The following is a 13659-nucleotide window of genomic DNA, read 5'->3' on the forward strand; positions in this document are numbered from 1 at the left end:
CCTTAAGCTTCTGAAGTTGCTTTTTGTTCAGCTTTTGGTGAATTGGCTTGTTTTTGTTCAGCAGCTTTTGGTGCTGCATTTTGAGCTTCAGCTGCTTTTGGTTGGTAAGGTTTAGCAGACACTTCTTGTCCTTCTTTAACCTTGGCAACACCATCAACAACAACCTTATCACCAGCCTGTAAGCCTTCAGTTACAATCCAGTCCTGACCTTTCACACCCACTGTTTTAATTGGGCGTGTTTCAATTGCACCTTTAGCATTGACTACCAATGCAATTGCTTGGCCTGTAGGTAAACGAGATACCGCTGCTTGAGGAATCAGATATGCATTTGGTAAAACACCTTGCGAGATTTTAGCCGTTGCATACATTCCTGGTAATAACAGGTGGTTTGGATTCGAGAAGACTGCACGTAGGGTTACAGTACCTGTATCTGGATTCACGCTTGCGTCAGAGAAAGCAAGTTGGCCTTCGACTGGGTATTCAGACCCATCTTCCAGCGTGATTTTGACACGGGTATTGTTACTGTTATTTAAACTGCCTTTGCTGAGTTGCTGGCGTAAACGCAATAATTCAGCACTTGATTGGTTGATATCAACATAGATTGGATCAAGTTGTTGAATCGTGACCAATGGATCAGCTTGGTTTGCAGTTACCAAAGCACCAGGCGTCACCGAAGAACGGCTAGACTGACCTGAGATTGGTGCGCGAACGGTTGAGTAACCTAGTGTAATTTCAGCATTTTTTAATGCAGCTTCAGACGCAGCCACATCAGCTTCAGCCAATTTTACTTGAGCATTGATATCGTCATATTCTTGTTTGGAAACCGCATTGGTTCCAACCAATTGACGATAACGACCCTCTTTCACGCGTAATGCATTTAAGTTTGCTTGTTGACGCAATAAGGTTGCACGAGCATTGTCTGCTGTTGCACGGTTGGTATTTGCATCAATTTGATAAAGTGCTTGACCTGCTTGAACGTAGCTACCTTCAGCAAATAAACGTTTTAGAATCACGCCACCTGTTTGCGGGCGTACTTCAGAAACTTGATATGCAGAGGTTCGTCCTGACAGTTCGACGTTTTGTTCAACGCTTTGTGGTTGAGCAACAATGACACCAACTTCTGGAGGTGGCATTTTTTGAGCAGCAGCAGCTTGCTGTGCATCTTTAGGATCTTTGCTACAACCAACAAGCGCAATGCTTGTTGCTAATGCGCAAGCAGTGAGGGCAGGAGCCCAAAGCTTAGCCGACATCATTATTCCACCTCAATTTAGATTTTTTATCTAAAAACAAATTATTGCTGAAAGTGCTTTGATACAGCCCAAACCAAAGCAAGGAAGTCCAAATCAACCCAATTCCCCAACCGGCAAGTACGTCAGTTGGGTAGTGAACCCCCGCATAAACTCTAGATATCCCCATGAAGATAAACCATAAAGTAGATACTAAAATGACACTGGTGCGATATTTGTGTTGTTGACACAACAACATGGCTAAACTCGCAAGGGTTGCAGCATAAAGGCTATGGGCACTTGGGAAGGATGCACCATAACTTTGAACCAAGTGATAAAACTCCATTGGTCTTGGCCGATCAATGCTCCATTTCAGAAGCCAACCAATCACAATGCTGCCGATCACACTTAAAGCGATAAAGGTCACATTCTTATAATTTTTAATCCAAGTTTGGTAGAGACACAAAAATGTAGTTAAAAATAGTAAAAAAGGCATCCCGCCAAGTAGAGAGAGCAGAACTGTCACATGATTAAGCGTAAATGAACGGTGCTCAAAAAAAACTTGAACACTAAAAAGGTCTAAAGTTGATGTGTTGGAAAGAACTAATCCAATCACACCGAATCCTAAAAAAAAGCAACCAATACAAAGCAATAGGTACGGCATGCGCTACTCATTATTTGCTTAACCATTATTCAGGGTTGTTGAGTGTTTGAAAGTGTACTCGTGAGTACACTTTTGGTCAAGTCTTGAAATTTTATGATAATTTCATTTTGATGTTTTTTTAAGACTTAGTAAAAAAACATAACAAAATTTGATGTATATCTCACTTTTAATTGAATCTATGCCTATCATGAAAAGTACTTTTTTAAGCTGTTTTCTCAACAGCCTAAGTCATTCTCTAGATTGCAAATTTACTTTGCATCATCTCGTTTGACTCAAGCAGCCTAATCCGTATTTATGTAGGCAATATTCAGCTCAGTGCAATATTCAAAAAGTAAAAGATCAAGATTGCATAAGTTGTTTTACATGGTTTTAGCAGTAAGTTTTAGAGTGCAGACGCATAATTGAGATCTCTCATTCAATTCGAGATACTTATAGACTGGCGTCATAGTATCTCCTAGTAAAAGGGATACCATGGCGGAGAAGTAATCTATTCAATAATAGACGCAGGGAATACCAACCCATTTAAACTATTTTTGGTGGCTTGATTATACGCAAAAATAGTTCAAATGTTAGACTTGTACTTTGTCGTTTTTTCTGTACAAAGCTAGTGTGCAGATGGGGTGTTCTTCGTCTGTTCTTCCACTTCAACGGGTTGTTTAGGTGGCCAGAAAAAATCGCTTGGTCGGGTCAGGAAGTGAGTCGTTACCAACTTTGCGAGAGGCTTCCATTGTGCAAAACGGACACGGCGGGCGCGTAAAGCAACAATAATGGTTAGGGTGAAGCTGACAAATAAGTTGGTTAATCCAATCAGCATCACACCAAGGAATGACACTAAAATTAAACCAATGTCAGGCCCACCAATGGTCATTAAACCTTGGATGAAGTTGGCAGAGGCGAAGGCAATGTGACGGATATCTAAAGGCAAGCCTAAAATAAATCCAATCGTGCCCATACTGCCCAGCATGATTCCAAACAAGAAGTTACCCGCCAAGGCGCCGAGATTGGTCTCAATATAACCCGCGAATTTATCTAAACGTTGTTGTCCCATCCAGCGTTTTAAGCGTCGATGTTGTTTTAAACGTGGACCGACTTTACGATAAACTGCCAAGTTATCGAAATAACCTGCAATCAAGCCAGAGAAAAACAAACATACACCCGCAATTGCGGCATGTGGAACTGCCAATGACGTAAAGGGGTTGAGGCTATGTAGCAATGCGGCTGATTTGGCGTGATTGAGCAGTGGCTCACCAAGATTGTATTGCCACAAAAAGGTAATCAGTGCTGCGGTTGGAATCGCAATCGAGATATTCCCCAAAATTGCAATGAACTGGGTTCGGATAATATTAATAATCAAGGCGGCCAGTTCGGCAATTTGTGCGGTCTTGCTGCCTTTTTGCTGCTGTACCGTTGAGGCAAGCGCCGCTGCAGTCATGGCAGGTTGTTTGGTCGCCACGGTAAAGTGCAATACATGAATCAACATAAAGCCAAGCGCATAGTTCATGCTGTATAAAAAGGCATGACCAAATGGAGCTAAGACCAAACGCGCCGTTAAAATTTTCAGCGTTGCCATGGTGGCAATGATCGCACCAGCACCTGCAGCTGCTTTGTACATGCCAAAGAAGCCTGATTTATCGGTACTTACATAATGCTCACCTGTTTTACTGGCATTTTCTGTGACCTGTAAGGCAATCAGCTCACTGGTTGAGGTTAATAAGTGGCGGACACTTTTCTCATTATAATGTGCTTTGGTTAAGTCAGTGATTAACTCACCTAATGCCGTGTAACGCGCATCATTTTTGCTGGCTAATAGGGTCAGTAGCAGTTCAATCCGATCAATTGCCTGTTCTAACAGTGATAATAAATAGGTGAGGCTGATACTAACGCCAATCCGCTTGGTGGCACGGCGAATTTTGAGCACCACTTCACGGCATTGATCCAGCATCACAAAGGCTTGCGATGCATCTGGTGGTGGTAAAACCACAACCGCATCTTGATCATCAATCTGTTTTTTATATTTCTCGATGAACTCTACGATTTCACGATTTTGCACCAGAAAAGGCGATTCATATTCGGTAATTTCAGGTTGCGCATTAATAAATTCAGGGTAGAGGCCGATACCACTAATCCGATAGGACAATACCGTAATCGCTTTAATTAGCTCATTTTTTGAAATCTGTTTTTCTGTGGTATTGCTTTGACTTTCACCTAAGAGGTTGAATAGGGTAATCCAGTCCTGATTCTCAATCAGATCGAGCCATTCACTGTCATTTTCTTGGTGAAAGACTTTTCCAATCAGGGTTTTAAGCTGTTGACCATCTTCGACTAAAGGGAGGAAGTGCGCGCCCAGACGTTGTCCCAACTGGTTCCAAAACCCATCCAGCGAAAGAATCCCGCTGTCAGCATATAAGCTTAACTGTTTATATTGGCTGATGAGCTTAAGTAAAAAGTTTTGCAGTAAGATGGCTGACGTTGGAGTCAGTAATAAGATTTTGATTAGCGCATGGATACGCTGTTTAACTTCATCCGCATCATTTGGATTTTTGGGACGGATCCGATTGACCAGTTCAATCAGCAGTTGTTCGTCAAGAACAGCTTGAGGTTGGTCAAGCTGTTCCTGCATTTTTAAAAAAAGATCAGATAAGGTTAAATGCATAGGCAGTCAAAAAATTATTGTAGTCGATGTAAAGCCATTAAGGTCAAATTGATCAGTGCTTGGCGATATTCATTATCTGGCAGCGCTTTCAACGCTTCTAAAGCGGCATCCGTTTCCTGTTGGGCACGTTTTTGACAGTAATCTAGGCCACCCGAGTGATGAACAATTTCAATCACTTTATCTAAATGCTCAACACCACCTGTTGCAATACTGCGACGAATGATTTGGTGTTCCTCGCCAGTTGAATGAGCTAATGCAGAAATTAACGGTAAAGTCGGTTTCCCTTCCATTAAATCATCACCAATATTTTTACCTAATGTTTCAGCATCAGAGGTGTAATCTAAAATATCGTCGATAATTTGGAAGGCATTGCCAAAATGACCTGCGAAGCGACGCAAAGGTTCACGGTATTCTTCTGTTCCAGCTAAAATGGCGGCGCCTTCGGTGGCGAGTTCAAATAAGCGGGAAGTTTTACCATGGATAATTCTTAAATAGGTTTCTTCTGTGGTCTCTGGTTGGTGCTGCGATTGAAGCTGTAAGACTTCGCCTTCTGCAATTTCACAAGTCCCAGTCGAGAAATCTTTTAATAAGGTCATATTATTTAAATCGACCAATAAATCAAAAGCTCTTGAAATTAGGAAATCACCGACCAAAACCGCAGTTTGATTGTTCCATGTTGCATTTGCGGTTGGACGACCACGGCGCAAACTTGATTCATCGACCACATCGTCATGCACCAAGGTTGCAGTATGCAGCATTTCAATGACTGCCGCCAAATGCTGTGCTTGTTGCATATCGGCGAGTCCACAAGCCCGCGCTGCCAATAAACACATAATCGGACGCATGCGTTTTCCGCCTGCTTCAACCACGTGTTTGCTGACACTCATGACGAGGCCCACTTTTGAGCTAATTCCTTCATTAATGAGGCGATCCATCGCAGCAAAATCTGTCGCAACAGGGGAGAGAATGTCTTGCTTAAAATCGATAACCATATGAAGAAAAACCTCGTATAGGTGGGTAATGTTGCCAAGTGTATCAATTTATCTATAACTAAACAGTTATACAGACTGTGTAATCTGCTATTTAAGACACGATGAAGAGTTTTTTGGTCTTAATTTAGACAGAAAAGAGGTTTCCCACCATATACCATTACTTTAATTATGGCTTTTAAAAAACACAGTTTGTTATTGTTACAACTTATTTTCAGAAATGTATTTCAAATTTTGATCAGAATCAATCGAAAATCCGTCATCAATCTAATTGATTTTGCTTAAAAATCCAAGCAAGTTATCGATATACATGTGTTTATGTAAAATCACTTGTCGTTTGATCAATTTTCACTTAAAATTTGTCCCCTTGTATAACCCCAGTGGCGTTCGTCTTAAGATCGATATGTCCCTTTATCGGCACGACGACACGGGCAAGTTGGAGTACATTATGTACGCAGTAATCCAAAGCGGTGGTAAACAGCACCGTGTTGTTGAGGGTGAAACCCTTAAAGTAGAATTATTGAAAGCTGAAACTGGCGCGACTATTACGTTTGATGACGTATTAATGGTTGTTAACGGTGACAACATTCAAATCGGTGCTCCAGTTGTAGCTGGCGCAAAAGTAACTGCAGAAGTAGTTGGCCATGGTCGTCACGACAAAATCCGCATCATCAAAATGCGTCGTCGTAAACACTATCGTAAACAACAAGGTCACCGTCAATGGTTTACCGAGTTGAAAATTACTGGTATCGCAGGCTAATACGAGGAGTAAATAGACATGGCAACTAAAAAAGCCGGTGGATCGACGAAGAACGGTCGTGATTCGAATCCTAAGATGTTAGGTGTTAAAGTTTACGGTGGTCAAACTGTAACTGCTGGTAACATCATCGTTCGTCAACGTGGTACAGAGTTCCACGCTGGTGCAAATGTTGGTATGGGTCGTGACCATACTTTATTTGCTACTGCTGACGGCGTAGTAAAATTTGAAGTGAAAGGTCAATTTGGCCGTCGCTATGTAACTGTTGAAGCTTAAGTTTTAATAGTTCGAGAAAACCCGCTTTTAGCGGGTTTTTTTATGCATATAAGTTTTTGCATTGTGCTTTAGTCTGAAGGTTTTCCAAAGTTTCCTGTTTTTAAATCTTCATAAGCCTGTAAAATTTGCTCATAACTGTTCATCACAAAAAAGCCATGCCCATTGATTGGCTCTTGCAAGGGCGGCGCAGATAAAAATAACAGATCACTATCTTCTAATGCGGTAATCGCCACATCAGTATCAAAGCTGGACAACACCGCTAAGGCCTGTTCTTCCAATGTGTCTTCATGTTCAGTGAATCGAAGCTTGCCTTTACGTAAATAAATTAAAGTCGTGTCCCCATGCTGAGCAGGGAGTGTCAGTTGATGAGCTTTATTTAGATGAACATCAAAAACATTCATTGGGCTAAATGTTTGGGCGATCCCTTGAATATTTTGAAACTGTCCAGCCACAATCCGGACATAGCCTGCATTCTGTTCGAGAGGTACTTTGGGGATCGTATTATTTAATAGGCTTTGATAACGAGGTGCAGACATTTTGTCTTTTGCAGGAAGGTTAATCCACAATTGCAGCATTTCAAAGTATCCACCACGCTCACGAAAAGCAGGGCTAAAATGTTCGGTATGCTGAATGCCAGAAGCTGCCGTCATCCATTGCACATCACCTTGTCCGATGATTCCACCTTGCCCCGTAGAGTCTTGGTGTTGTAACTCACCCGCAAACACAAAGGTCACTGTTTCAAAGCCGCGGTGTGGATGCTCATTCACACCTTTTTTCGTGCTTTTGGGTGCCAAGCGTCCTGGCCCTAGATGATCCAATAATAAAAACGGTGAGGTGGTATTCCCCAGCTCTTGATACGAAAATACCGAAAGGGCGGGATAAAAATCGCCAATCGCAAATCGCGTGTCATTCCGGTGGATAAAGGCAAGACTTTTCATGAATGATGCTGGTTAAAATCATTGGCTTTTAGCTTAGCAAATGCTGGTGATTCGTCTAGATTCACGCCGAGCAATAATTTTCCCTGATCAGACATTGACGAATGTAGTTGGTGAATGGTCGAAAAGTTAATTTTCGTTCTTACAATCTCTACATAAAGGCTGCAACTTCATACATAATGCAGAACTTTGCGACACGAATTACACAAAACCGTTGCTTTTCTTCATTTTTTTAATGATCAAAAACAGTAAGATGTCGTCATACCAGTAGAAATCTGATAGAAGGTTGTTTTTATGAATTTCGTAAAAAAAATGGCTTATGCTGCAACGTTAAGTGCAATGACACTTGCTCCTGTTGTGAGTAGTCAGGTCTTCGCTGCACCTGTTGCTGCATCGGCTCAGCAAGCGACCACCAGTTTGGTTCAACAGTTATCTGGCTTGCAACGATTCACCGCAGATTTTGAACAAAGCACAAAAGTAGCAAACAGTAATAAAGCAGTACAAAAAAAAGGTTTAACTGCTCAACACATGAATCAGACCTTTAAAGGAACAATGAAAGTTGAGCGTCCTGGGAAATTTTATTGGGAAACCACCAGTCCAGCCAAACAAACCATCGTGACTACGGGTAAAGTGGTGTGGATTTATGATCCAGACTTGCAGCAAGCCGTGCGTCAAAGCTTAGATGATCAAATTGCCAATACGCCAGCATTATTGTTATCGGGCAATACCAACCAGATCATGCAGTCTTATCGTGTGACTCAACCGGATCGCAGCAAGCTGTATTACACTTTATATCCTAAGCAAGAAGATGGGGCATTCCAGAGTTTAACGATTAGTTTTGGTGGCAATAAAGCGCCGAATTTGATGGTATTACAAGACTCTTTGGGGCAAACCACTTATGTGCGTTTCAATAATATTAAAGTGAATCAGGCGATTCCAGCATCAGTGTTTAATTTCACACCGCCTAAAGGCACAGATATTATTGATCAGTAACTCTCCGCTTGACTTGAAAGCCGCACCTGTTGCGGCTTTTTTGATATGAAGTTTGGATACATTTTTTAATTTCATCTTGGGGCAAGGCTTTGTATAGTGAAGAAAAACATCAGAGACTTGCATGACGATGAAACCTTCACAATTATCAAAAATTATTCCACTACTCCCCATTCTGACGGTTGTTGCATTAGTAGGTTGCCAACCTAAAAAAGACAGCACTGCGACCACTGAAAAAGTCGATATTCCATTGATTCATGCAAAAGTGGTGACGGTTAAAATTCCAAAGCAGAAAGTCTGTTTGGAGGATGGCTGTACTAGCTATGATTTACAAACGGTTGAAACCAATCAGAAATGGATTGATGAATATTTCGTGAATCGGATGAAAAAGGCCGAGCCGAATGCGTTTTCCAATATTGCAGACCAGAAAGTAAAAGTCCCTGCGGATGAAGCATCGCAAAGCGAAAGCAGTACCTATGTCCGCTTTGTGGGGCAAAACTATAATCTAGCCACTTTTTCAATCCAGACTTATTCTTATTCTGCGGGGGCGGCACATGGCATGTCACATCAAGAGTTTGTGAATTTTGACTTGAGCAATAAAAAACATATTACAGTCAGTGAATTGCTAAAACCTGATATGAATACCAAACTACGTGATGAGCTGTATGCATCTAATCAAAATTGGCTCGAAGACCACAGCATTAAAAAAGAACAATTACAGGTCAGTGATAACTATTACTATGGGGTAAATGGCATCGTATTTGTTTATCCGCTGTATGAATTGGCATCTTATGCTGAAGGCATGAGTGAGTTGACCTTGCCGTACTATGCAGCCAAACAGTTTGTGAAGGCTGAATATTTACCAAGTTTGCCAAAAGATCCGAACTAGTTCTTCTCCAGCATCTACATCTCAGGTGTAGATGCTGAACTTTGTTGCCAATCGCTGTATTTTTTTAGGTTAAAGCCTTACACTATAGCCAGTTTTTTTCTCTATTCATGATTGATTATGATCGACCCAAAATTACTTAGAAATAATATCGAAGCAGTCAATGCTGCTTTGGCAAAACGTGGTATTCAGCTAAATGTGCAAGAGTGGGCTGATTTAGAAGCTCGCCGTAAAGATTTGCAATCCAAAGCTGAAAACTTGCAAGCTGAGCGTAATGCAGGTGCCAAGCAAGTCGGTCAAATCAAAAAATCGGGTGGAGATGCTTCTGAAATCATGGCGCGTATGGCAGCCATTGGTGATGAGATCAAAGCTGCGGAAGTGGCTTTGGCTGAGTTGCAAGCTGAGCTTGAACAAAAATCATTGGCGATTCCAAACTTGCCAGATGAATCTGTTCCCTTTGGTAAAGATGAAAGCGATAACCTTGAAATCTTAAAGTGGGGTACACCACGTCAGTTTGATTTCGAGATCAAAGATCATACCGACCTTGGTGAAATGATGGGTGGTCTGGAGTTTGAAACAGCGACCAAATTAACAGGTTCACGTTTCAGCGTATTGAAAGGACCTTTGGCGCGTTTACAACGTGCTTTAGCTCAGTTCATGTTGGATACGCACACGCTTAAAAATGGCTATACCGAAGCTTATGTGCCGTATTTGGTCAATGCAGACAGCTTACGTGGTACAGGTCAACTGCCTAAGTTTGAAGAAGACTTATTCAAACTTCAGGGTGAAAAAGAGTATTACTTGATTCCAACTGCTGAAGTGCCAGTGACCAACTTCGTTCGTGACGAAATTATTGATGCGGATCGTTTGCCACTGAAATATTCTGCACATACGCCATGTTTCCGTAGCGAAGCAGGTTCTTATGGCCGTGATACCCGTGGTTTGATTCGCCAACACCAATTCGATAAGGTCGAAATGGTGCAAATCGTAAAACCAGAGCACTCTATGCAGGCACTTGAAGAGTTGACTGCACACGCAGAGGGCATTTTGCAGGCATTGGGCTTACCGTACCGTAAGATTTTGCTCTGTGGTGGTGACATGGGCTTCGGTGCTGTTAAAACCTATGACCTAGAAGTTTGGGTGCCAAGCCAAGATACTTATCGTGAAATCTCAAGCTGCTCAAATGTGGGCGATTTCCAAGCACGTCGTATGAAAGCACGCTACCGTGTTGATCAGAAGAAGATCGAATTGGTGCATACCTTGAATGGTTCAGGTTTGGCAGTTGGTCGTACCTTGCTTGCGGTGATGGAAAACTATCAACGCGCTGATGGTTCAATCGAGATTCCAGAAGTTTTACGTCCATATATGGGCGGTGTTAGCTACATCGACTAAACTGTGCATCGATTTTGTGCATAGTTTTTGCTTGAGCTCAATCAGATTGAAAATATAGAGGCGTCACGTGGAAATTTTCCCAATCTCTTTAAAGTTGCAGCAGCAACGTTGTCTGATTGTGGGTGGTGGGCATATTGCCTACCGCAAAGCAAACCTGCTCGTCAAAGCTGGTGCAATTGTGGATGTGATTGCACCAGAGATCCTTCCTGAATTAGATCAACTGATTGAACAATCGGCAGGGCAATATATTCAAGCGACTTTTTCTGAAATGGTTCTGGCAACAGCTTATCGCTTAGTGATTGCTGCGACAGATCGGCCTGAAGTCAATAAAAGCGTATTTGAACAGTGTGAACAGCGTAATTTGTTGGTCAACAGTGTCGATGATATTCCACATTGCCGCTTTATGGTGCCTGCGATTATTGATCGTTCACCGCTGGTGATTTCAGTAGCTTCCAATGGCGCATCACCCGTGTTATCCAGACAGTTGCGCACTCAGATCGAAACTCTTGTGCCGCACGGCATGGGTAAATTGGCTGAGTTTTCAGGTCAGTGGCGTAAGCAAGTGAAAGCAAAAATTGCCAATCCAGATGAGCGTCGTATCTTCTGGGAAAACCTGTATGCTAGTCCGCTGAAAGAACAGGTTTTCAATGACAATATTGATGTAGCCAATGATCTGATTGAGCAGGCTTTAACAGAATGGACCGCACCGAAAGGTGAGGTATATTTGGTTGGAGCAGGGCCGGGCGATCCAGAACTACTGACTTTAAAAGCTTTGCGTCTAATGCAACAAGCCGATGTGGTGATTTATGACCGCTTGGTATCCGCACCGATTCTGGATTTGTGCCGCCGTGATGCTGAAAAGATTTATGTCGGTAAAGCACGTTCTAATCATTCGGTTCCACAAGATGGCATCAATGCTTTATTGGTTGAATATGCGCAGCAAGGTAAACGTGTTTGTCGCTTAAAAGGTGGCGATCCTTTTATCTTTGGCCGTGGTGGAGAAGAAATTCAAGAGTTGGTGGAAGCCAATGTAACGTTCCAGGTTGTTCCGGGTATTACCGCAGCTTCAGGTTGTTCAGCGTATGCAGGTATTCCACTAACCCATCGTGATTATGCGCAAAGCGTGCGATTCTTGACTGGTCATTTAAAAGAAGGCTCACCTGAGCTACCTTGGAATGAACTGGTTTATGAGAACCAGACTTTGGTGTTATATATGGGCTTGGTTGGTCTGGAACGCATTTGTGAGCAATTGATTGCACATGGTCAGCGTCCAACGATGCCTGTGGCCTTAATTTCTAAAGGTACCACCCCTGATCAGAAAGTGGTGGTGGGTACATTGGCAGATATCGCGACCAAAGTATCTGAACATCAGATCGTAGCGCCGACTTTAACCATTATTGGTGAAGTGGTCAGTCTACGCGAACAGTTAAAATGGCATGAGTGAGGAGAAGCAGCGATTGATTATCGCTGCCCGAACGCAAGACGAAGGCTATGCCTGAGTGAAGCTAATGGCCATATTTTTTAGTAAATTAGGTTCTGTGCCAAGCTAGCCAATATATGTATAAGTGAGTAATTAAGTGATTCATGTCGTCCTATACGAACCTGAAATTCCAGCGAATACAGGTAATATCATTCGTCTATGCGCCAATACCGGTGCGCAACTCCATTTGGTCAAACCTTTAGGTTTTGAGCTGGATGATAAAAAGTTGAAGCGTGCAGGTTTGGATTACCACGAATGGGCGAGAATGCAAATCTGGGACAATATCGAACTTTGTCTTGCTGATTTAAAAGCCAAAGGGGTTGAGCATGTTTTTCCGCTTACCACCAAAGGTACAGCGACACCGCATACGGTTGATCTGAATCGTCCCGTTGCCTTGTTGATGGGACCTGAAACCCGTGGTCTGCCAGAGCAAGTGCGTCTCATGTTCCCACAAGAGCAATGGATTCGTTTGCCGATGGCTGAAAATTCAAGAAGCTTAAACCTCTCGAATGCAACCGCTGTGATTGTCTATGAAGCGTGGCGACAACAGGGTTTTAAACAACTCTAATTTTCGCAGCTTAGAGATCACCATAGGGGCTTGCAACCACCAAGGTATAACCCTTCGGGTCTTTAAACCAGATTTCGCGATGATGCGCGTTCGGATTATATTTCGGCCCTTCCAAAATTTCGACTTGATGGGTTTGTAAACTCGCTACAATCTCATCAAATTGAGTGCTTTCAAACCAAAGCAAAACGCCATTACCAACGACCCGTTTCGGGTCTCCGATATGTGCGTGGTCATGGGCTTGCCATTGATGCAATTGCAGCACCATGCGCTGTTCAAACAGCAATTGTTCATATTCTCTGCCGCCATGTCCACTTTCTAAGCCCAGTACCGTTTGATACCACTGACTGGTTTTCTCGACATCGGCCACTGCAATTAAAGGCTGTGGGTACATACACACCTCACGGAATTATTCGAATTGTTGTTCCTGTATCGTATCAAAACGTTGTTGAGCGTAGATCACTTGTTCAATATTACTTTCAGCCCAATCTTTGAGTTGGTACGCCATTTCTGCAACTTCCAGACCGAGTGGCGTGAGTGAATAATCCACCCGAATTGGTGCAGTATCTTGTACTTGCCTTTCAATAAAGCCATCACGTTCTAGCATTTTTAGTTTCTGTGACAATACTTTAGGTGAGATGCCTTGAATGCTCTTTTTGAGTAAATTGAAATGTTGGGTTTCTCGCGCAAGCACATTGATGATCATCAGTACCCATTTGTCTGCAATTTTTTCAAAAAATAACCGAGCAGGACAATGTTGTTGATAAATATCGTATTTTAATGCCTGATTCATAGCGACAACCCTCATTTTTTCAATTGAATGGCAGTAGTTACCATCTGGTAACT

14 protein-coding genes are annotated in these 13659 nt (G+C 42.4%); 7 read left to right on the forward strand and 7 right to left on the reverse strand.

The window, feature by feature from the left end; translation table 11 throughout:
- Positions 1 to 2: 2 nt before the first annotated feature.
- The 4 genes from F957_RS16375 to sdsA form a co-directional block, all read right to left on the reverse strand.
- A complete protein-coding gene (locus F957_RS16375; protein WP_016660187.1) occupies positions 3 to 1253 on the reverse strand; it encodes an efflux RND transporter periplasmic adaptor subunit in 1251 nt (416 codons plus the stop codon).
- Positions 1240 to 1890, reverse strand: a complete 651-nt coding sequence (locus F957_RS16370) for a phosphatase PAP2 family protein (protein ID WP_016541361.1) — start codon at positions 1888 to 1890, stop codon at positions 1240 to 1242. The genes F957_RS16375 and F957_RS16370 overlap by 14 nt, the downstream gene beginning before the upstream one ends.
- A 604-nt stretch (positions 1891 to 2494) precedes the next feature.
- Complete coding sequence (locus F957_RS16365) at positions 2495 to 4543, reverse strand: site-specific recombinase (RefSeq protein ID WP_016541360.1); 2049 nt, start codon at positions 4541 to 4543, stop codon at positions 2495 to 2497.
- Between the two features lie 14 nt (positions 4544 to 4557).
- Complete coding sequence (sdsA, locus tag F957_RS16360) at positions 4558 to 5535, reverse strand: All-trans-nonaprenyl-diphosphate synthase (protein ID WP_016541359.1); 978 nt, start codon at positions 5533 to 5535, stop codon at positions 4558 to 4560.
- A 445-nt stretch (positions 5536 to 5980) separates the two neighbouring features.
- Between sdsA and rplU the strand changes: the two genes are divergently transcribed.
- On the forward strand, positions 5981 to 6292 hold the full coding sequence (gene rplU, locus F957_RS16355) for a 50S ribosomal protein L21 (RefSeq protein WP_004652230.1): 312 nt from the start codon (positions 5981 to 5983) through the stop codon (positions 6290 to 6292).
- An 18-nt stretch (positions 6293 to 6310) separates the two neighbouring features.
- A complete protein-coding gene (gene rpmA / locus F957_RS16350; protein ID WP_004640422.1) occupies positions 6311 to 6565 on the forward strand; it encodes a 50S ribosomal protein L27 in 255 nt (84 codons plus the stop codon).
- Between the two features lie 68 nt (positions 6566 to 6633).
- Here the strand turns inward: rpmA and F957_RS16345 are convergent, their stop codons facing one another.
- The gene (locus F957_RS16345) at positions 6634 to 7503 is read right to left on the reverse strand and encodes a pirin family protein (RefSeq protein ID WP_016541358.1); all 870 of its coding nucleotides are present in this window, start codon (positions 7501 to 7503) and stop codon (positions 6634 to 6636) included.
- A 291-nt stretch (positions 7504 to 7794) separates the two neighbouring features.
- On the opposite strand from F957_RS16345, the gene lolA reads away from it, so the two are divergent.
- From lolA to F957_RS16320, 5 genes are all read left to right on the forward strand, one after another.
- The gene (gene lolA / locus F957_RS16340) at positions 7795 to 8493 is read left to right on the forward strand and encodes an outer membrane lipoprotein chaperone LolA (protein ID WP_016541357.1); all 699 of its coding nucleotides are present in this window, start codon (positions 7795 to 7797) and stop codon (positions 8491 to 8493) included.
- A 121-nt stretch (positions 8494 to 8614) separates the two neighbouring features.
- Entirely contained in the window at positions 8615 to 9379 is a 765-nt protein-coding gene (locus tag F957_RS16335) for an RsiV family protein (protein WP_016541356.1), read from the forward strand.
- Between the two features lie 117 nt (positions 9380 to 9496).
- Positions 9497 to 10768: a serine--tRNA ligase gene (serS, locus tag F957_RS16330; protein ID WP_005205904.1), complete on the forward strand. Its 1272-nt coding sequence runs from the start codon at positions 9497 to 9499 to the stop codon at positions 10766 to 10768.
- 67 nt (positions 10769 to 10835) lie between these two features.
- Complete coding sequence (gene cysG / locus F957_RS16325; protein WP_016541355.1) at positions 10836 to 12212, forward strand: siroheme synthase CysG; 1377 nt, start codon at positions 10836 to 10838, stop codon at positions 12210 to 12212.
- Between the two features lie 133 nt (positions 12213 to 12345).
- Positions 12346 to 12816 (forward strand): tRNA (cytidine(34)-2'-O)-methyltransferase, encoded by a 471-nt coding sequence (locus F957_RS16320; protein ID WP_004803126.1) that lies wholly within the window; start codon positions 12346 to 12348, stop codon positions 12814 to 12816.
- A 10-nt stretch (positions 12817 to 12826) separates the two neighbouring features.
- On the opposite strand, the gene F957_RS16315 is transcribed toward F957_RS16320, so the two are convergent.
- Positions 12827 to 13207: a VOC family protein gene (locus tag F957_RS16315; RefSeq protein ID WP_016541354.1), complete on the reverse strand. Its 381-nt coding sequence runs from the start codon at positions 13205 to 13207 to the stop codon at positions 12827 to 12829.
- 15 nt (positions 13208 to 13222) lie between these two features.
- The gene (locus F957_RS16310; protein WP_016541353.1) at positions 13223 to 13606 is read right to left on the reverse strand and encodes a winged helix-turn-helix transcriptional regulator; all 384 of its coding nucleotides are present in this window, start codon (positions 13604 to 13606) and stop codon (positions 13223 to 13225) included.
- Between the last annotated feature and the right edge of the window lie 53 nt (positions 13607 to 13659).

It is taken from the genome of Acinetobacter gyllenbergii CIP 110306 = MTCC 11365 (genome assembly GCF_000413855.1).
GTDB lineage: Bacteria > Pseudomonadota > Gammaproteobacteria > Pseudomonadales > Moraxellaceae > Acinetobacter > Acinetobacter gyllenbergii.